Source organism: Pseudomonas sp. MRSN 12121, assembly GCF_000931465.1.
Taxonomy (GTDB): domain Bacteria; phylum Pseudomonadota; class Gammaproteobacteria; order Pseudomonadales; family Pseudomonadaceae; genus Aquipseudomonas.
Genome location: NZ_CP010892.1, coordinates 1,167,184 through 1,184,548, shown reverse-complemented (window position 1 = coordinate 1,184,548; position 17,365 = coordinate 1,167,184). Strand labels below are relative to the sequence as shown.

The window sequence follows — 17,365 nt, the reverse complement described above, 5'->3', positions numbered from 1 at the left end:
GGCGCTGTTGACCCGTGTTGGCTTTTTTTGGGGTCAAGCGGCGTAAGACTTTAGCTATGAGTCTAGTAGGAGAAAATCCATTTACGAGAAAACCCATATCCCGCCAAGCGACCGAACGGGCGGTAGCCCTTGCGTGTTCGCTAAGCCCGTAGCGGCCATTGGCGAACGTCCATCATCGGATCCTTGCTATCCCACACCCATCGGTAGCCTGATAGTGTTACCGCCAGGGTGAGCGCAATTACTTCACCGGACGGCTATAGCAAAGCCCGTACCAGAGTGCCGGCCGAGGCCCTCTGGAACGCGGTCAAGAGCAAAACTTGCAGCCTTGCGACATCTTCTTCACTGATCAACCGAGCGCGCACCTCGACCACGCACCGTTTGGGCGCGCCCGCACATATTTGGAGCAACCATGACCGAGCCCCTGATTCTTCAGCCCAGCAAGCCCGCCGACGCCTGTGTGATCTGGCTTCACGGCCTGGGCGCCGACCGCTACGACTTCCTGCCGGTCGCCGAAGCCCTGCAGGAAAGCCTGCTGACCACCCGCTTCGTCCTGCCCCAGGCACCGACGCGCGCCGTGACCATCAATGGCGGTTATGCCATGCCCAGCTGGTACGACATCCTGGCGATGAGCCCGGCGCGCGCGATCAACCGCGAACAGCTGGACGAATCGGCCAAGCGCCTGAGCGACCTGATCGAAGAACAGCGCGCCAGCGGAATAGACCCTTCGCGGATTTTCCTCGCCGGTTTTTCCCAGGGCGGCGCGGTGGTGCTGCACACCGCCTTCGTCAAATGGCAAGGGGCGCTGGGCGGCGTGCTGGCCCTCTCCACCTATGCCCCGACCTTCAGCGAGGAACTCGAACTGTCGGCCAGCCAGCAGCGGATTCCGACCCTGTGCCTGCATGGGCAGTACGACGAAGTGGTACAGAACGCCATGGGCCGCACCGCCTACGAGTACCTGAAACACCATGGTGTCACCGTGACATGGCAGGAATACCCAATGGGGCATGAAGTGTTACCCGAGGAAATTCGCGATATCGGCGCCTGGCTCGGCGAGCGTTTGCGCTGAAATCGACAACTTGCGTAGCCCGTTGAGCAAGCCACTACGCCGCGCCCGTTTCTTGCATTACACTGCCCGGCGTACATTCCTTAACCAATTGATGAGATGACCGTGCTCAAAGCACTCAAGAAAATCTTCGGTAAAAGCGAGGCTGAGCAGCTCGCGCCAGGCCCCAGCCCTTCTTCCTCCAGTCCCAGCAGCCGCACCGACGGCCATCAGCCGGAACGGACCGCGCCTGCCACCGCCCCCCGGAAAGAACCGACGCCCCCTGCCGCCCCGGCCACGCAGAGCGCCCCGCGCGGCGACAAGCCCAAGGCCGAGCAGCCGCGCCGCCCGCGCGCGCCGAAGCCGCCGGTGAGCACCTGGAAACTGGAAGATTTCGTCGTCGACCCCCAGGAAGGCAAGACCCGCTTCCATGACTTCAAGCTCGCCCCGGAGCTGATGCACGCGATCCACGACCTGGGTTTCCCCTACTGCACGCCGATCCAGGCGCAGGTCCTGGGCTTCACCCTGGCCGGCAAAGACGCCATCGGCCGCGCCCAGACCGGTACCGGCAAGACCGCCGCGTTTCTGATCTCGATCATCACCCAGCTGCTGCAGACCCCGCCGCCGAAAGAGCGCTACATGGGCGAGCCGCGGGCGCTGATCATTGCCCCGACCCGCGAGCTGGTGGTGCAGATCGCCAAGGACGCCGCGGCGCTGACCAAATACACCGGCCTCAACGTGATGACCTTTGTCGGCGGCATGGACTTCGACAAGCAGCTCAAGCAGCTCGAAGCCCGCCATTGCGACATCCTGGTCGCCACGCCAGGCCGCCTGCTGGACTTCAACCAGCGCGGCGACGTGCACCTGGACATGGTCGAAGTGATGGTGCTGGACGAAGCCGACCGCATGCTCGACATGGGTTTCATCCCACAAGTACGCCAGATCATTCGCCAGACCCCGCCGAAAAGCGAACGCCAGACCCTTCTGTTCTCCGCCACCTTCACCGACGACGTGATGAACCTGGCCAAGCAGTGGACCACCGACCCGGCCATCGTCGAGATCGAAGCCGAGAACGTGGCCAACGCCAACGTCGAACAGCACATCTATGCGGTGGCCAGCGCCGACAAGTACAAGCTGCTGTACAACCTGGTCAACGACAACGGCTGGGAACGGGTGATGGTCTTCGCCAACCGCAAGGATGAGGTGCGGCGCATCGAGGAACGCCTGGTGCGCGATGGCGTGAACGCCGCCCAGCTGTCCGGCGACGTGCCTCAGCACAAGCGCATCAAGACCCTGGAAGGTTTCCGCGAAGGCAAGATTCGCGTGCTGGTGGCCACCGATGTCGCCGGTCGCGGCATCCACATCGACGGCATCAGCCACGTGATCAACTTCACCCTGCCGGAAGTGCCGGACGACTACGTGCACCGGATCGGTCGTACCGGCCGGGCGGGCGCCGATGGCGTGTCCATCAGCTTCGCCGGCGAGGATGACTCCTATCAGCTGCCGTCGATCGAAGCGCTGCTGGGGCGCAAGATCAGTTGCGAGATGCCGCCGACCGAGCTGTTGCGCCCCGTGGAGCGCAAGCGCCCGAAGGCCTGAACGGCGGCGTTGTAGGAGCGAAGCTTGCTCGCGATGAACGATAACGCACAGTGTCAGGCATGACGCCTCGCGGGCAAGCCTCACTCCTACGGATACAAGCCCGTCCATAAAAACGCAGCCCGACCACAGGCTGCGTTTTTTTTCGCCTGGATATTGCCCACCAAAACTAAAAGTCCATAATGGACAAATTAGTTTATTTCCTGAGGGTTCCCGCATGTCCAGCACGCCTTCCGTGATGACCCAGGCTCAAGCCCGCGAATTGCTGGCCCAGGTCGATGTGCCGCAAGTCCTGCGCAAGCTGTTCCACGACCTGGCCGCCGGGCTCGCCGTGCAACCGGCGCAGCAGCTGGTGGAGTTTCCCCAGGGTGCCGGGGATTTCATCAACTACCTGGGCGTGCTGGCCGAAGAACGGGTCTACGGGGTCAAGACCTCGCCCTACATCGTCCGCGCGCAAGGCCCGCTGGTGACTGCCTGGACCCTGCTGATGTCCATGGACAGCGGCCAGCCCCTGCTGCTGTGCGATGCCGGCGAACTGACCACCGCCCGCACCGCGGCCACCACCGCCGTGGCCGTCGATGCGCTGGCCGCGCCCGAGGCCCGGCACCTGGCGATCGTCGGCAGCGGCCCGGTGGCCCAGGCTCACCTGCATTACGTCAAGGGCCTGCGCGAGTGGCAGTCGATCCGTCTGTATTCCCCCAGCCTGGCCGGCAAGCCCGCCGCGGACATCGCCCGGCTGAAGGCCCTGGACCCGCGCCTGCAGATCGCCGCGCAGCTCGACGAGGCCCTGGAGCAGGCCGATGTGATCATGCTCTGCACCTCGTCCGCCGGCCCGGTGATCGACCCGCGCACCCTGGGCAAACCGGCGCTGATCACCTCCATCAGCACCAACGCCCCGCGCGCCCATGAAGTGCCGCCCGCGGCGCTGAACGACATGCAGGTGTACTGCGACTATCGCCAGACCACCCCAGGCTCGGCCGGCGAGATGCTGATCGCCAGCCAGCAGCACGGCTGGGACAAAAGCGCGATCCTCGGCGATTTGCCCGAGCTGCTCAGCGGCCACGCCGAACGGCCGAACGGAGAACGCCATGTGTTCTTCCGCTCCATCGGCCTGGGCCTGGAAGACATCGCCCTGGCCAATGCCCTGTACCACTTGCAGTGCACCCACTGAAAACCGATGGAACACCTGTAGGAGCGAAGCTTGCTCGCAATGGGCGGTCCCGAGCGAACCACGGTGACAGGCTCAAGATCGATCGCGGGCAAGCCTCGCTCCTACAGAGGCGCGTTATCCCCTTTTTACGGAGGCTCGAATGACCCAGGCAGACTTCATCATCATTGGCGGCGGGATCGCCGGGGCATCCACCGGCTACTGGCTGTCGCGCCACGGCCGGGTACTGGTGCTGGAACGCGAATCCCACCCGGCCTACCACTCCACCGGCCGCTCCGCCGCGCTCTATACCGCGGCCTATGGCACGGCGCAGGTACGCGCGCTGACCCTGGCCAGCCGCGACTTCTTCGACGCCCCGCCTGAAGGCTTCTGCGAACACCCGCTGCTGACCCCGCGCGGCGAAATGACCGTGGACTTCACCGGCGACCCCACCGAGCTGAACAACCAGTACCTGAGCGCCAAGGCCACGGTGCCGGAGATGCAGTTGCTGAGCGCCGACGAAGCCTGCGCGCGCCTGCCGATCCTGCGCCGCGAGAAAGTCCATGGCGCGCTCTACGACCCGAGCGCCAGCGACATCGACACCGATGCCCTGCACCAGGGCTACCTGCGTGGCATCCGGCGCAACCAGGGCGAAGTGCGCACCGACTGCGAAGTGCTGGGGCTCGAACGCGACGAACAGGGCCAATGGCTGGTGCGCACCGCCGGCCAGACCTTCAGCGCGCCGATCCTGATCAACGCCGCCGGCGCCTGGGCCGACCAGGTCGGCGTCATGGCCGGCGCCCAGCCCCTGGGCCTGCAGCCGAAACGCCGCGCGGCCTTTATCTTCGCCGGCCCCGAAGGCGTGGATATCCATCACTGGCCGATGCTGGTGAGCCTGGACGAATCCTTCTACATGAAGCCCGACGCCGGCATGTTCCTCGGCTCGCCGGCCAACGCCGACCCGGTGGAACCCCACGACGTGCAACCGGAAGAGCTGGACATCGCCATGGGCATCTACCAGATCGAAGAAGCCACCACCCTGACCATCCGCCGCCCGACCCGCACCTGGGCCGGCCTGCGCAGTTTCGTCAAGGACGGCGACCTGCTGGCCGGCTTCGACACCCGGGTGCCGGGCCTGTTCTGGGTCGCCGCGCAAGGCGGCTACGGCATCCAGACCTCGCCAGCCATGGGCCAGGCCAGCGCCGCCCTGATCCGCGGCGAAGCCCTGCCGCAAGCCTTGACCCGCTTTGGCCTGGACGCCGCCATGCTCTCCCCCGCCCGCCTCGGCTGACCGCGCTCAGGTGACGCGCCCGGACTATTGCGGCACACTCGCAGCGCCCTGCCCCGCAGGGCGCTGACACCGCCTGGAGATCCCCCATGACCGCACCCGCGCAGGACCCTGCCCTGGACAACTTCCGGGCGATTGCCGATGCCATCGCCACGCTGTTCTTCCCCCATGCCGAGGTGGTGCTCCACGATCTGCGCACACAGAAAATCGACTACATCGCCAACAACATCTCCAAGCGCGAGGTGGGCGACGACGCGGCCCTGGACGACATGCTCGGCGAGGATGCCAACGAACGGAACATCGGGCCTTATGAAAAGCTCAACTGGGACGGCCAGAAGATCCGCAGCCTCAGCACCGTGTTGCGCGATGGCAAAGGCCAGCCGTTGGCGGTGCTGTGCATCAACCTGAACATTTCACTATTCGAGAACGCCAAGGCGGCGCTGGACCTGTTCCTCTCGCCGAGCAAGCTGATCCCGCAACCGGACTCGCTGTTTCGCGACGACTGGCAGGAGCGCATCAACACCTTCCTGCACAACTGGCTGCGCGAACGCCAGCTGGGCCTGAACCTGCTGACCCGCGAACACAAGCGCGAACTGGTGCTGGCGCTGCACGCCGAAGGCGCATTCAAGGGCAAAAGCGCCGCCAACTACGTGGCCAACGTGCTGAACATGGGACGGGCGACGGTGTACAAGCACCTGAAGGAATTGAAGGGCTGAAGGCCCCTGAAAAGCATCGCGGGCAAGCCTCGCTCCTACGGTCAACACCGTCTGTAGGAGCGAGCGGGCGGCGATCCGACTTGCCCGCGATGGCGTCCTCACGAACGCCGCACGATATCAATCGCCGTAGATATCGGACTTGAAGTACTTCTCGGAAATCTTCTGATACTCGCCGCTGGCGCGAATGCCATCGATGGCGGCATTCAGCTGGCCGACCAGCTCGGTATTGCCCTTGCGCACCGCGATCCCGGCACCCTCGCCCACGTATTTCGGGTCCTTCAGCTCCGGCCCGACAAACGCATAGCCCTTGCCTCGCGGCATCGACAGGAAGTCGTTCAGCGGAATGGTGTCGGCGAAGATCGCATCGAGGCGCCCGGCCGCCAGGTCCATGTAGATCTCTTCGTTGTTGCTGTAGCGCTTGACGTTGATGCCCTTGGGCTCGAACACCTCGGTGGCGTAGCGGTCGGTGGTGGTCGCCCGCTGCACCCCGACATTCTTGCCCTTGAGGCTGGCGTACTGGTCATCGACCGTCGCGCCTTCCTTCATCACCAGCCGCGAGGAGGTGAAGTAATACTTGTGGGTGAAGTCGACCGACTTCTTGCGGTCTTCGTTGATGGTCATCGACGACAGCGCCAGGTCGATCTTCTTCACCTTCAACGAAGGAATCAGGCCGTCGAATTCACCCTCGACCCATACGCACTTGACCTGCATCTGTGCGCACAAGGCATTGCCGATGTCGTAGTCGAAACCGACGATCTCGCCCTTGTCGGTTTTCGAGGCGAACGGCGGATAAGCCGCCTCGATGCCGATGCGCAGGGTTTTCTCGGCGGCGAACAGGCTGCTGCACGCCAGCAGGCTCAAGGCCAGGGCACTGATGAGGGGGAGTTTCTTCATGTTCGTTCTCTCGCGGGTTGTTGTTGGTTTGGCAAGACAGAAGAAAGGAGCGAAACGGGTGGCGCTGTGTTTGTACTTGTAAATCCATACTGGACTTTTATGTACATAGCGTCAATGGAGCGGACGCGCTTCGAACCGCCTTTGGTCGAGATAGCAAATCGAGAGAGAAACAGGGAAATCGAGGGTGTAGCTGAGGGCCCATCGCGGGCAAGCCTCGCTCCTACAAACGGTGCCGACTGTAGGAGCGAGCGGGCGGCGATCCGACTTGCCCGCGATGACGGACTTGCGGTCCATACAGATGGATCAGGAGTTCAAACTTTCCACCGATCCGCCGCCGCATGGTCGCTGTCGCGGCCTTCCACCCAGCGCGGGCCGTCGGCGGTGCTTTCCTTCTTCCAGAACGGCGCGCGGGTCTTCAGATAATCCATCACAAAGGCACAGGCGTCGAACGCTGCCTGGCGGTGGGCGCTGGCGGCGCCGACAAACACGATCGGCTCGCCCGGTTCCAGCGCGCCGATGCGATGCAAGACTTCCAGCTTGAGCAGTGGCCAGCGCTGCTCGGCCTCCGCGGCGATCTTGCCCAGGGCCTTTTCGGTCATGCCCGGGTAGTGCTCGAGAAACATCCCGGCGACGTCCAGGCCGTCGTTGAAATCCCGCACGTAGCCGACAAAACTCACCACCGCGCCGACGCCGACATTCGCCGCATGCATCGCGTTGACTTCCGCCCCCGGATCGAAGGCACTGGCTTGCACCCGAATCGCCATCTCAGCCTCCGGTCACGGTGGGGAAAAACGCCACCTCGTCGCCATCGCTCACCGGCTCGTCGAGCTGGCACAGCTCTTCGTTGCGGGCGCACATCAGGTTCTGTTCGCTGAGCACCTCGGCGCCCTCGCGCCGGGCCAGCAAGGCGCGCACGTCGTCGACCGTGGCGAACTCGCCTTCGACCCGCAGCGAATCCACACCCAGCGCCTCGCGGTAGCGGGCGAAGAACCTCACGGTCAGGTTCATGCTTCACCCGCCTGGTAATGGCCGCTCTTGCCGCCCAGCTTCTCCAGCAGGCGCACGCCTTCGATGGTCATGCCGCGGTCCACGGCCTTGCACATGTCATAGATAGTCAGGGCGGCGACGCTGGCGGCGGTCAGCGCTTCCATTTCCACTCCGGTCTGCCCGGCCAGCTTGCAACGGGCGACGATGCGCACCGCGTCCTCGCCTTCGGCGCTGAGCTCGACCTTGACGCTGGTGAGCATCAGCGGATGGCACAGGGGAATCAGGTCGCTGGTCTTTTTCGCCGCCTGGATACCGGCGATGCGCGCCACGGCGAACACGTCGCCCTTGGGATGACCGCCGCTGACGATCATTTGCAGGGTCTGCGGGAGCATGCGCACCCGCGCTTCGGCCGTGGCCTCACGGGACGTCACGGCTTTGTCGGTGACGTCGACCATATTGGCGCGACCTTGGGAATCGAGATGAGTCAGCACAGCCTTACTCCTGATCAGGACAGCCGATTGTAAACCCGGGGGTCAATTTCCCGCACGCTTGATTATCCGCATCCCCCGATCCCGTAGGAGCGAGGCTTGCCCGCGATGGCATCACCGCGCTTACCCTGCGGCACCGCGTTGCCTGGATCGCGGGCAAGCCTCGCTCCTACAGGAGACAGATTGGGGCGGGCACAAAAAAACGGGCGGCCTTGCGGCCGCCCGTTCTCGTGAGGGTTACAGGTGGGATTCGGCGTATTCGGCCAGGATCGAGCGCGGCACGCCCTGCAGGGTGATGTGCACCCCGTTGGGGAAGTCCTTGAAGCGTTCGGTGAGGTAGGTCAGCCCGGAGCTGGTCGCGGACAGGTAAGGAGTATCGATCTGTGCCAGGTTGCCCAGGCACACCACTTTGGAACCGGCGCCGGCACGGGTGATGATGGTTTTCATCTGGTGCGGGGTGAGGTTCTGGCACTCGTCGATCAGGATCAGGCTCTGCTGGAAGCTGCGGCCACGAATGTAGTTCAGGGATTTGAACTGCAGCGGCACCTTGCTGAGGATGTAGTCGACGCTGCCATGGGTACTTTCGTCATCCATGTGCAAGGCTTCGAGGTTGTCGGTGATAGCGCCGAGCCACGGCTCCATCTTTTCCGCCTCGGTGCCCGGCAGGAAGCCGATCTCCTGGTCCAGCCCCTGCACGCTGCGGGTGGCGATGATGCGCCGGTAGCGCTTGCTGACCATGGTCTGCTCGATGGCCGCGGCCAGGGCCAGGATGGTCTTGCCCGAACCGGCCGCGCCGGACAGGTTGACCAGATGGATATCCGGGTCGAGCAAGGCGAACAGCGCCAGGCCCTGATAGATATCGCGCGGTTTCAGGCCCCAGGCTTCCTGGTGCAACAGGGGCTCCTGATGCAGGTCGAGGATCAGCAGCACATCGGCGTTGATCTCCTTGATCCAGCCGACGAAACCCTGCTCGTCGATGATGAACTCGTTGATGTGCACCGCCGGCAGGTTGTCGGTGAGCTGCACCTGGTGCCAGGTGCGGCCGTGGTCCTGGCGGGTCTCCACCTTGCTCACGCGGTCCCAGAAGGAGCCGGTCATGTTGTGGAAGCCGTTGGGCAGCAGGGCCACGTCGTCGACCAGTTGGTCGGTGCTGTAGTCCTCGGCGGCGATCCCGCAGGCGCGCGCCTTGAGGCGCATGTTGATGTCTTTGGTCACCAGCACCACGCGCAGCGTCTTGTCGCGCGCATGCAGGTCGATCAACTGATTGATGATGATGTTGTCGTTGAGGTTTTCCGGCAGCAGGCTGTTGGGTTCCGAGCGCTTGCTCATCAGGATCGACAGCAGGCCCTTGGGACCGCTCTTGCCCCGCTGGATGGGCACACCCAGCTCGACATCTTCCGGCGAGGCTTCGCCCAGGGTCTTGTCGATCAGGCGAATGGCCTGCCGGCATTCCGCCGCGACGCTGTGGTGACCGCTCTTGAGCTTGTCGAGTTCCTCCAGGACGATCATCGGGATCGCGACATGATGTTCTTCGAAATTCAGCAGGGCATTCGGATCGTGAATCAATACATTGGTATCGAGTACATAAAGGATTGGCTGGTTGGAGGAAGGGCTACGTCCGTGGTCATCCATACTCGGTCACCTTATGTGGGAGCCAGTCGACGCAATACCATGGCGGTGCTGCGCCTCGAATTGACCGCCGGATTCACCCGCAGGGGTTCGAGTGAAGTGCACACAAAAGGAGTCTTGGGAGACGCCACCTGTGTTGCAGGTTTCGGCGGTCTGACTTCGTAATACTCCAAAACCTGTGACAGGAAAAAGCACTTTGACGCTTTTTTTAAGTTTATTTTGCAGAGTGACGAATAGCCCTTGGCGCGCCGTTGCGGCACCGTTAAAGTCGGAAGTCCGCTTGCATCGAATTCCTGGCCAAAATCGGCAAAAAACCCGCCCGCTCCGCCAATACGGACCTTTCGTCGCGCCTAACGAAACGCGTCCTGACAGTCTTCCCAACCGATTCCACTCTGTGCCGTTTGCGCCAGCAACCAGGGCAAGGCCGTCTTCACCGCGTCCTGCCGAGCGTTGAAATTGATCACGCCGTGGCGCCACAACAGCATCAGGGTCAGCACCCGCTGGCCGCTCTGCTCGCCCTTGAGCTTGCCGGCGCCGTCCTGCGGATCGATGTCCCAGAGTGCCACCTGCAACCCCTGCGTATTGAAGAAGGGCCGGGCGTCGGCGCGGCGCTGGCCGTAGGGCGGACGAAACAGCGGCACGTAGTTTTCCGGCAGCTTGCCCTTGGCCAGCTCGACGCTGCGCTCGATCGAGTCCTGCCACGCCTGCCAATGGCTGTGGGAGCGGTATTCCCAGCCCTGGACGCCCACGCACTGCCGCGAATACAACGCCTGCAGGCTGGCCACCGAAGCCTGTTCCAGACGGCTCTGCAGTTCGCTGCCGAGGACGAAGAAGGTGCCGTTCATGTTCGACTTGCGCAGGTACTCCGTCAGCCAGGGCGTGTTGTCCGGAAGCAGATTGGCGGCACTGTCGAAGGTCAGCAGGAACAACCGGTCGTTGAGCTCGTCGCCGTTGCGCTCGTAGTCGCCAAACCGTTCGATCTCGCTGGCGGTCTGGGGAAACAGCGCGGCCTTGCGCAGCAGCTCGTCCAGGTACTGCTCATGGAAGGCACGGCTCGGTTCGGCCCAGCGCGCGTAATAGGAGTCGTCGCCAAGCTGGAACTTGCCGGCCTGCTCGCGCAGGGTGTCCATGTCCTCCACCAGGAAACAGAAGGACGCATCCTGGTCGCAGCTCTGCTGGGCGAAGTTGTAGTTGGCCAGCAACTGCCGCCACAGGCGCTGGCGCACGGCATCGATCGACGCCATGTTGATGTTGCGCAGGCCCAGGCGCTGTTTCAGCGAGCCTTCGTCCCAGGCCTCGCTGACCAGCAGGGCACGGGCGAAGGTGAGGATCTCCGCCCGCGATGCCACGTCGAACAGGGTCGGGCTGCCGAGCTGTTCCGGCCAGGTGCTGCGATCCAGGGTCGCCACCTCGGCCGGCGCCGCCAGGGCGCCGAAACTCAACAGCCAGATAGAAAGAAAAAAAGCGCTGCGCAAAGGGATGTCTCCATAACCAGACCCGCGCGGCACTATAGCCGATGCCACGATCCCGCCCCTATTCCAATCCCTCCCCTCTGTAGGAGCGAAGCTTGCTCGCGATGAACCTGAGGGCAGCGCGGAGTGTCAGGTGACCCGCTTCATCGTTGACGGCCATCGCGAGCAAGCTTCGCTCCTACAAAAGCGGGTTCGTCGCAGCGCCATCGAGCATCGACCGGCGGCGGCGCCTATTGCCTTCATAGGTGGAGTCAAACCGCCCAAGCCCCTAGAATCCCCCGACGCTTACAGGAGACGACTTCATGCTGATGGTGATTTCACCCGCCAAGACCCTCGATTTCGAGACCCCGCCAGTCACGCAACGCTTTACCCAGCCGCAGTACCTGGATCACTCCCAGGAGCTGATCCTGCAATTGCGCGAGCTGAGCCCGGCGCAGATCAGCGAACTGATGCACGTCTCCGACAAGATCGGCGGCCTCAACGCCGCGCGTTTCGGCAGCTGGACCCCGGCCTTCACCCCGGCCAACGCCAAGCAGGCGCTGCTGGCCTTCAAGGGCGACGTGTACACCGGCCTGAATGCCGAGACCCTCAAGGAAACCGATTTCGACTATGCCCAGCAACACCTGCGCATGCTCTCCGGCCTGTACGGCCTGCTGCGCCCGCTGGACCTGATGCAACCGTACCGCCTGGAAATGGGCACCAAGCTGGCCAACGCCCGGGGCAAGGACCTGTATGCGTTCTGGGGCACGCGCATCAGCGAATGGCTCAACGAGGCCCTGGCCGAACAGGGCGACAACCTGCTGCTCAACCTGGCCTCCAACGAGTACTTCTCGGCGGTCAAGCGCACCGCCCTGGACGCGCGGATCATCAACACCGAGTTCAAGGACCTGAAGAACGGCCAGTACAAGATCATCAGCTTCTACGCCAAGAAAGCCCGGGGCATGATGAGCCGCTTCGTCATCGAGCAACGCATCAACGACCCGGAGGCGCTCAAGCAATTCGACGCCCAGGGTTATCGCTACAGCGCCGAACAGTCGAAATCCGACAATCTGGTGTTCCTGCGCGATCACGCCCCAGAATGATCCATGCGGTCGATGCACGGCTTTGATAGGCCGTGCATCGACGAGCGGTCGCTTTCTCGTTTATCCCCCGCCAAACCGCCAAACATTTGGCGTCAAAAATATTTCCTTCTGAATTTATAACTTTTCTTTCACTCGACAGAGGCCACTTTTTTCAGTAGTGGCACGCAAATTTTTTGTCGGTAGTGGCATAAAAATATCCCCGCGCTTTAACTCCCCATAACTAAAGGCCGAAATGGTAAGTGCTATCAATATGAAAGCAGTGCCATCTTTTGCAATATTTCAAGAGATTTCAGAAAACAGGATGAGCGGCCTGGAACTATGTCCTGAACCACCGCTCATACCACCGGTAACGATTCTCGCCGAGCGTGTACGAGATGACTTACAACGGATCCAAAGATGCATAGCGAAGTTGTCATATTGTCCTGACCTACTGGTCATGGACTTGAACTTAGATTCAACGCACAGGAGATATGCGCCATTACTATCCCCTACAAGGCCATGGCTTAGCCCGCCTTAAACGTGCTTCCGGGAGCGTATAACTCTCTGATTATCATGGGCTTGCCCTTGTTTATCAGGTTTATCGCCAACCTCGGGCCAGCCTTCCAGCAGGAAGGTCGGCAACATTCAAGGGTAAGCCCTTATAACAAGGCCACATTGCGCACAACTTGAGTGCATTTATTTAGACACTCGGAACTTAGTCTGCCTGCACACGGCACTACAACGCCTGCGCGTTGAACTTCCGAGTGCGTAATTACAGCTGGCAAACATTAACTCCGGCCATCTAATGGCGTGAATAACACAGAGGTAAATGCGATGCGCATCAGCATATTCGGTTTGGGTTACGTGGGCGCGGTATGTGCCGGTTGCCTGTCTGCACGGGGCCATGAGGTCGTCGGCGTGGATGTAGCCAAGGACAAGATCGACATGATCAACGCGGGCAAATCGCCGATTGTCGAACCGGGCCTGGGTGAACTTCTGGCGCAAGGAATTCAAACCGGTCGCCTGCGTGGCACGACCAACTTCGCCGAAGCAATCCGTGACACCGACCTGTCGATGATCTGTGTCGGCACGCCCAGCAAGAAGAACGGCGACCTGGAACTCAACTACATCGAAGCGGTATGCCGCGAGATCGGTTTTGTCCTGCGCGACAAGACCTCCCGCCACACCATCGTGGTGCGCAGTACCGTGTTGCCGGGCACCGTGGCCAACGTGGTGATCCCGATCCTCGAAGACTGCTCCGGCAAAAAGGCTGGCGTCGACTTCGGCGTCGCGGTCAACCCCGAGTTCCTGCGTGAAAGCACCGCGATCAAGGACTACGACTTCCCGCCAATGACCGTGATCGGCGAGTTCGACAAGGCTTCGGGCGACGTCCTGCAATCGCTGTACGAGGAGCTCGACGCGCCGATCATCCGCAAGGACATCGCCGTCGCCGAGATGATCAAGTACACCTGCAACGTGTGGCATGCCACCAAGGTCACCTTCGCCAACGAGATCGGCAATATCGCCAAGGCGGTCGGCGTCGATGGCCGCGAAGTGATGGACGTGGTCTGCCAGGACAAGACCCTCAACCTGTCCCAGTACTACCTGCGCCCGGGCTTCGCCTTCGGCGGCTCGTGCCTGCCCAAGGACGTGCGCGCCCTGACCTTCCGCGCCGGCTCGCTGGACGTCGAGGCTCCGCTGCTCAACTCGCTGATGCGCAGCAACGAATCCCAGGTGCAGAACGCCTTCGACATCGTCTCCAGCCACGAAAAGCGCAAGGTCGCCCTGCTCGGCCTGAGCTTCAAGGCCGGCACCGACGACCTGCGCGAAAGCCCGCTGGTGGAACTGGCGGAAATGCTGATCGGCAAGGGTTTCGACCTGCGCATCTACGACAGCAACGTCGAGTACGCCCGCGTGCATGGCGCCAACAAGGACTACATCGAGTCCAAGATCCCCCACGTCTCGTCCCTGCTCAACTCGGACTTCGACTCGGTGATCGACAACTCCGACGTGATCATCCTCGGCAACCGCGACGAGAAGTTCCGCGCCCTGGTCGAGGAAGTGCCGCATGGCAAGCAGGTCATCGACCTGGTCGGGTTCATGTCCAAGGCCACCAGCGCGAGTGGCCGGACCGAAGGCATCTGCTGGTAAGCCGGCAGATTCGGGAAGCACGACAACCGCTGCGCGGTTGATCGCGAGCAGGCTCGCTCCTACCAGGATCGCATCGCACCGGTAGGAGCCAGCTTGCTGGCGATGGCGTCCGCCAGGGCGCCAACGCCATCCCGGCTTTTTCCGCCTGCCTTAACCCCATCGGGCCACCCCACAGGCTCGCCCGAGATCGAGACGGATGCAGATTATGCACAGGCTAAAGCACGGCCTACTCCAGGCCGCAGGTTGGCTGTTTTTCTTGAGTTTACTGATGGGTCTCGCCCTGGCGTTGCCCGCGTCCACCTTCGACTCCGAATCGAAGGACTTCATTTTCCTGATTGGCGCCGTGGGCATCTGGCGCTACTCGATGGGTGCCACGCATTTCGTGCGCGGCATGCTGTTTCTCTACGTGGTCTACCCGCACCTGCGCCGCAAGGTGCGCAAGCTGGGCAAGGCCGCCGATCCGTCGCACGTGTACCTGATGGTCACCAGCTTCCGGATCGACGCCCTGACCACTGCCCAGGTCTACAGCTCGGTGATCCGCGAAGCCATCGACTGCGGCTTCCCGACCACCGTGGTCTGCTCGATCGTGGAGATGTCCGACGAGCTGCTGGTGAAAAGCCTCTGGGCCCGCATGAACCCGCCGGCCCACGTCAAGCTCGACTTCGTGCGCATTCCCGGCACCGGCAAGCGCGACGGCCTGGCCTTCGGCTTCCGCGCCATCTCGCGCCACCTGCCCGACGACCGCGCGGTGGTGGCAGTGATCGACGGCGACACCGTGCTCGGCGAAGGCGTGGTGCGCAAGACCGTGCCCTGGTTCCAGCTGTTCGGCAATGTCGGCGGCCTGACCACCAATGAATTCTGCGAAGTGCGCGGCGGCTACATCATGAGCGAATGGCACAAGCTGCGCTTCGCCCAGCGGCACATCAACATGTGCTCCATGGCCCTGTCCAAGCGCGTGCTGACCATGACCGGGCGCATGTCGGTGTTCCGCGCCACCGTGGTCACCAACCCGGACTTCATCGCCGACGTGGAAAGCGACTCGCTGCAACACTGGCGCCTGGGCCGCTTCAAATTCCTCACCGGCGACGACAAGTCCAGCTGGTTCAGCCTGATGCGCCTGGGCTACGACACCTTCTACGTGCCGGACGCGGCGATCAACACCGTGGAGCACCCGCCGGAGAAGAGCTTCATCAAGGCCAGCCGCAAGCTGATGTTCCGCTGGTACGGCAACAACCTGCGGCAGAACTCCCGGGCCCTGGGCCTGGGCCTCAAGCGCCTGGGGCTGTTCACCAGCGTGGTGCTGTTCGACCAGCGCGTGTCGATGTGGACGTCCCTGCTGGGCCTGACCGTGGCCCTGCTCGCCAGCTTCAAGTACGGCACCGCCTTCATCCTGGTGTACCTGCTGTGGATCGGCATCACCCGCCTGCTGCTGACCCTGCTGCTGTCCTGCTCGGGGCACCGGATCGGCCCGGCCTACCCGCTGATTCTCTATTACAACCAGATCGTCGGCGCGCTGGTGAAGATCTACGTGTTCTTCCGCCTCGACCAACAGTCCTGGACGCGCCAACCGACGGCCCTGTCCCGTGACCTTGCCAGCTTTCAGCGTTGGTTCAACACCTGGTCGTCTCGGACCATGACCTTCTCCGCCGGCAGCATTTTCGTCGCCGCGCTGCTGCTGATGGTCTGACCCGCCTTGCCTGAATTAACTAGGAAATCGCCCTTATGAACACCGCAGTGAACGTCAACGTAGTGCATGAATCCGAAGCCCAGCGCCAGCACGCCCGGGTGAAAATCCCCGCCAAGCTGCGTTTTTTCGGCCCGGACCGGACGCCGGTCGAAGCGCGGGTCCTCGACCTTTCCGCCGGCGGCCTGAGCTTCAACGCCGGCCAGTTGCCGATCAAGGTCGGCGACGTGCACAAGGGCCGCCTGCAGTTCGTCATCGACAACCTCGGGCTGGCCATGGACGTGGAACTGCAAGTGCGCTCCGCGGATCGCCAGAGCGGCCGGGTCGGCTGCCAGTTCCAGAACCTCGAGCCGCAGGACATCTCGACCCTGCGCCAGCTGATCACCTCGCACCTGGCCGGCGACATCGTGACCATGGGCGACGTGCTGGCCACCCTGCAGCGCGACAACTTCACCAAGGCCCGCAAGACCAAGGATGCCGGCCATGGCATGAGCGCCCTGGGCCGCCTGCGCGCGGTGACCTTCAGCGCCGGGATCTTCGTCATTGGCCTGGCGGCCTTCGGCTTCATCCTCAAGTCGGTGTACGGCATGTACTTCGTCAGCCATGCCCAGGCCGGCCTGGTGGCGGCGACGGGGATGAACGTCACCATGCCCCGCGACGGCACCGTGCAGAGCCTGGTACAGACCGACGGCGTGGCGGCCAAGGGCGCGCCGCTGGCGACCTTCAGCACCAGCATGCTCGATGTGCTCAAGGGCCACCTGAACGAAGACCAGCTGCAACCGGCCAAGGTCGAGGAGCTGTTCGGCAAGCAGATGACCGGCACCCTGACCTCGCCGTGCGATTGCACCGTGGCCCAGCAGATGGTTGCCGACGGCCAGTACGCCAGCAAAGGGGACGTGATCTTCCAGCTGGTGCCACGTAACAGCCAGGCCAACATCGAGGCGCGCTTCTCCTACCGCCAGTTCGCCGATGTGCGCCCGGGCACCAAGGTCAGCTTCCAGATCGCCGGCGAAGACGAGGTGCGCAGCGGCACCATCGTCAGCAGCACCAGCCTCAACAGCAACGACCTGTCCTCGGACATCCGCGTGCAGATCAAGCCCGACACCCCGCTGAGCAGCACCTTCGCCGGGCGCCCGGTGGAAGTCGCCAGCGACCGCGGCCCGTCCGTGAACTGGCTGATCGACAAAGCCATGGCTGCCGGTCTCTAAGC

At 62.9% G+C, this 17,365-nt stretch carries 15 protein-coding genes; 9 read left to right on the top strand and 6 right to left on the bottom strand.

Annotation, left to right across the window (positions count from 1 at the left end):
- Positions 1 to 409 precede the first annotated feature (409 nt).
- The 5 genes from TO66_RS05280 (at position 410) to TO66_RS05260 (ending at position 5,789) form a co-directional block, all read left to right on the top strand.
- Positions 410 to 1,066: an alpha/beta hydrolase gene (locus TO66_RS05280; protein ID WP_044461333.1), complete on the top strand. Its 657-nt coding sequence runs from the start codon at positions 410 to 412 to the stop codon at positions 1,064 to 1,066.
- Positions 1,067 to 1,162: 96 nt separating this feature from the next.
- The gene (rhlB, locus tag TO66_RS05275; protein ID WP_044461332.1) at positions 1,163 to 2,641 is read left to right on the top strand and encodes an ATP-dependent RNA helicase RhlB; all 1,479 of its coding nucleotides are present in this window, start codon (positions 1,163 to 1,165) and stop codon (positions 2,639 to 2,641) included.
- 214 nt (positions 2,642 to 2,855) lie between these two features.
- Positions 2,856 to 3,809: an ornithine cyclodeaminase family protein gene (locus tag TO66_RS05270; protein ID WP_044461331.1), complete on the top strand. Its 954-nt coding sequence runs from the start codon at positions 2,856 to 2,858 to the stop codon at positions 3,807 to 3,809.
- Positions 3,810 to 3,948: 139 nt separating this feature from the next.
- Positions 3,949 to 5,076 carry an FAD-binding oxidoreductase gene (locus tag TO66_RS05265; RefSeq protein ID WP_044461330.1) on the top strand — a complete coding sequence of 376 codons (1,128 nt, stop codon included), beginning with the start codon at positions 3,949 to 3,951 and terminating at the stop codon, positions 5,074 to 5,076.
- 86 nt (positions 5,077 to 5,162) lie between these two features.
- The gene (locus TO66_RS05260; protein ID WP_044461329.1) at positions 5,163 to 5,789 is read left to right on the top strand and encodes a transcriptional regulator; all 627 of its coding nucleotides are present in this window, start codon (positions 5,163 to 5,165) and stop codon (positions 5,787 to 5,789) included.
- A gap of 117 nt (positions 5,790 to 5,906) precedes the next feature.
- Here the strand turns inward: TO66_RS05260 and TO66_RS05255 are convergent, their stop codons facing one another.
- The 6 genes from TO66_RS05255 to TO66_RS05230 all read right to left on the bottom strand — a co-directional run bounded on the left by TO66_RS05255 (position 5,907) and on the right by TO66_RS05230 (position 11,262).
- A complete protein-coding gene (locus tag TO66_RS05255; RefSeq protein WP_044461328.1) occupies positions 5,907 to 6,683 on the bottom strand; it encodes an ABC transporter substrate-binding protein in 777 nt (258 codons plus the stop codon).
- Between the two features lie 311 nt (positions 6,684 to 6,994).
- A complete protein-coding gene (moaE, locus tag TO66_RS05250; protein WP_044461327.1) occupies positions 6,995 to 7,447 on the bottom strand; it encodes a molybdopterin synthase catalytic subunit MoaE in 453 nt (150 codons plus the stop codon).
- A 1-nt stretch (position 7,448) separates the two neighbouring features.
- Complete coding sequence (moaD, locus tag TO66_RS05245) at positions 7,449 to 7,691, bottom strand: molybdopterin converting factor subunit 1 (protein WP_044461326.1); 243 nt, start codon at positions 7,689 to 7,691, stop codon at positions 7,449 to 7,451.
- The gene (moaC, locus tag TO66_RS05240) at positions 7,688 to 8,161 is read right to left on the bottom strand and encodes a cyclic pyranopterin monophosphate synthase MoaC (RefSeq protein WP_044461325.1); all 474 of its coding nucleotides are present in this window, start codon (positions 8,159 to 8,161) and stop codon (positions 7,688 to 7,690) included. Before moaC ends, moaD begins: the two co-directional genes overlap by 4 nt.
- 234 nt (positions 8,162 to 8,395) lie before the next feature.
- The gene (locus TO66_RS05235) at positions 8,396 to 9,790 is read right to left on the bottom strand and encodes a PhoH family protein (protein ID WP_044461324.1); all 1,395 of its coding nucleotides are present in this window, start codon (positions 9,788 to 9,790) and stop codon (positions 8,396 to 8,398) included.
- A 347-nt stretch (positions 9,791 to 10,137) separates the two neighbouring features.
- The gene (locus tag TO66_RS05230; protein ID WP_044461323.1) at positions 10,138 to 11,262 is read right to left on the bottom strand and encodes a polysaccharide deacetylase family protein; all 1,125 of its coding nucleotides are present in this window, start codon (positions 11,260 to 11,262) and stop codon (positions 10,138 to 10,140) included.
- A gap of 299 nt (positions 11,263 to 11,561) precedes the next feature.
- Here TO66_RS05230 and yaaA point away from each other — a divergent pair, with 299 nt between their 5' ends.
- The 4 genes from yaaA to TO66_RS05210 all read left to right on the top strand — a co-directional run bounded on the left by yaaA (position 11,562) and on the right by TO66_RS05210 (position 17,363).
- The gene (yaaA, locus tag TO66_RS05225) at positions 11,562 to 12,341 is read left to right on the top strand and encodes a peroxide stress protein YaaA (RefSeq protein ID WP_044461322.1); all 780 of its coding nucleotides are present in this window, start codon (positions 11,562 to 11,564) and stop codon (positions 12,339 to 12,341) included.
- Positions 12,342 to 13,154: 813 nt separating this feature from the next.
- Positions 13,155 to 14,471, top strand: coding sequence for a nucleotide sugar dehydrogenase (locus tag TO66_RS05220; protein WP_044461321.1), 1,317 nt, complete (start codon positions 13,155 to 13,157; stop codon positions 14,469 to 14,471).
- A 205-nt stretch (positions 14,472 to 14,676) separates the two neighbouring features.
- The gene (gene alg8, locus TO66_RS05215) at positions 14,677 to 16,158 is read left to right on the top strand and encodes a mannuronan synthase (RefSeq protein ID WP_409077165.1); all 1,482 of its coding nucleotides are present in this window, start codon (positions 14,677 to 14,679) and stop codon (positions 16,156 to 16,158) included.
- 35 nt (positions 16,159 to 16,193) lie between these two features.
- On the top strand, positions 16,194 to 17,363 hold the full coding sequence (locus TO66_RS05210) for an alginate biosynthesis protein Alg44 (RefSeq protein WP_044461319.1): 1,170 nt from the start codon (positions 16,194 to 16,196) through the stop codon (positions 17,361 to 17,363).
- Positions 17,364 to 17,365: the final 2 nt, after the last annotated feature.

What these genes read in the sequence shown, in the direction of transcription:
- moaE (WP_044461327.1), bottom strand. Translation starts at nt 7,447, where the DNA reads ATGGCGATTCGGGTGCAAGCCAGTGCCTTCGATCCGGGGGCGGAAGTC.
- TO66_RS05280 (WP_044461333.1), top strand. Translation starts at nt 410, where the DNA reads ATGACCGAGCCCCTGATTCTTCAGCCCAGCAAGCCCGCCGACGCCTGT.
- TO66_RS05270 (WP_044461331.1), top strand. Translation starts at nt 2,856, where the DNA reads ATGTCCAGCACGCCTTCCGTGATGACCCAGGCTCAAGCCCGCGAATTG.
- TO66_RS05235 (WP_044461324.1), bottom strand. Translation starts at nt 9,790, where the DNA reads ATGGATGACCACGGACGTAGCCCTTCCTCCAACCAGCCAATCCTTTAT.
- alg8 (WP_409077165.1), top strand. Translation starts at nt 14,677, where the DNA reads ATGCACAGGCTAAAGCACGGCCTACTCCAGGCCGCAGGTTGGCTGTTT.
- rhlB (WP_044461332.1), top strand. Translation starts at nt 1,163, where the DNA reads ATGACCGTGCTCAAAGCACTCAAGAAAATCTTCGGTAAAAGCGAGGCT.
- TO66_RS05255 (WP_044461328.1), bottom strand. Translation starts at nt 6,683, where the DNA reads ATGAAGAAACTCCCCCTCATCAGTGCCCTGGCCTTGAGCCTGCTGGCG.
- TO66_RS05260 (WP_044461329.1), top strand. Translation starts at nt 5,163, where the DNA reads ATGACCGCACCCGCGCAGGACCCTGCCCTGGACAACTTCCGGGCGATT.
- yaaA (WP_044461322.1), top strand. Translation starts at nt 11,562, where the DNA reads ATGCTGATGGTGATTTCACCCGCCAAGACCCTCGATTTCGAGACCCCG.
- TO66_RS05210 (WP_044461319.1), top strand. Translation starts at nt 16,194, where the DNA reads ATGAACACCGCAGTGAACGTCAACGTAGTGCATGAATCCGAAGCCCAG.
- TO66_RS05220 (WP_044461321.1), top strand. Translation starts at nt 13,155, where the DNA reads ATGCGCATCAGCATATTCGGTTTGGGTTACGTGGGCGCGGTATGTGCC.
- TO66_RS05265 (WP_044461330.1), top strand. Translation starts at nt 3,949, where the DNA reads ATGACCCAGGCAGACTTCATCATCATTGGCGGCGGGATCGCCGGGGCA.
- moaD (WP_044461326.1), bottom strand. Translation starts at nt 7,691, where the DNA reads ATGAACCTGACCGTGAGGTTCTTCGCCCGCTACCGCGAGGCGCTGGGT.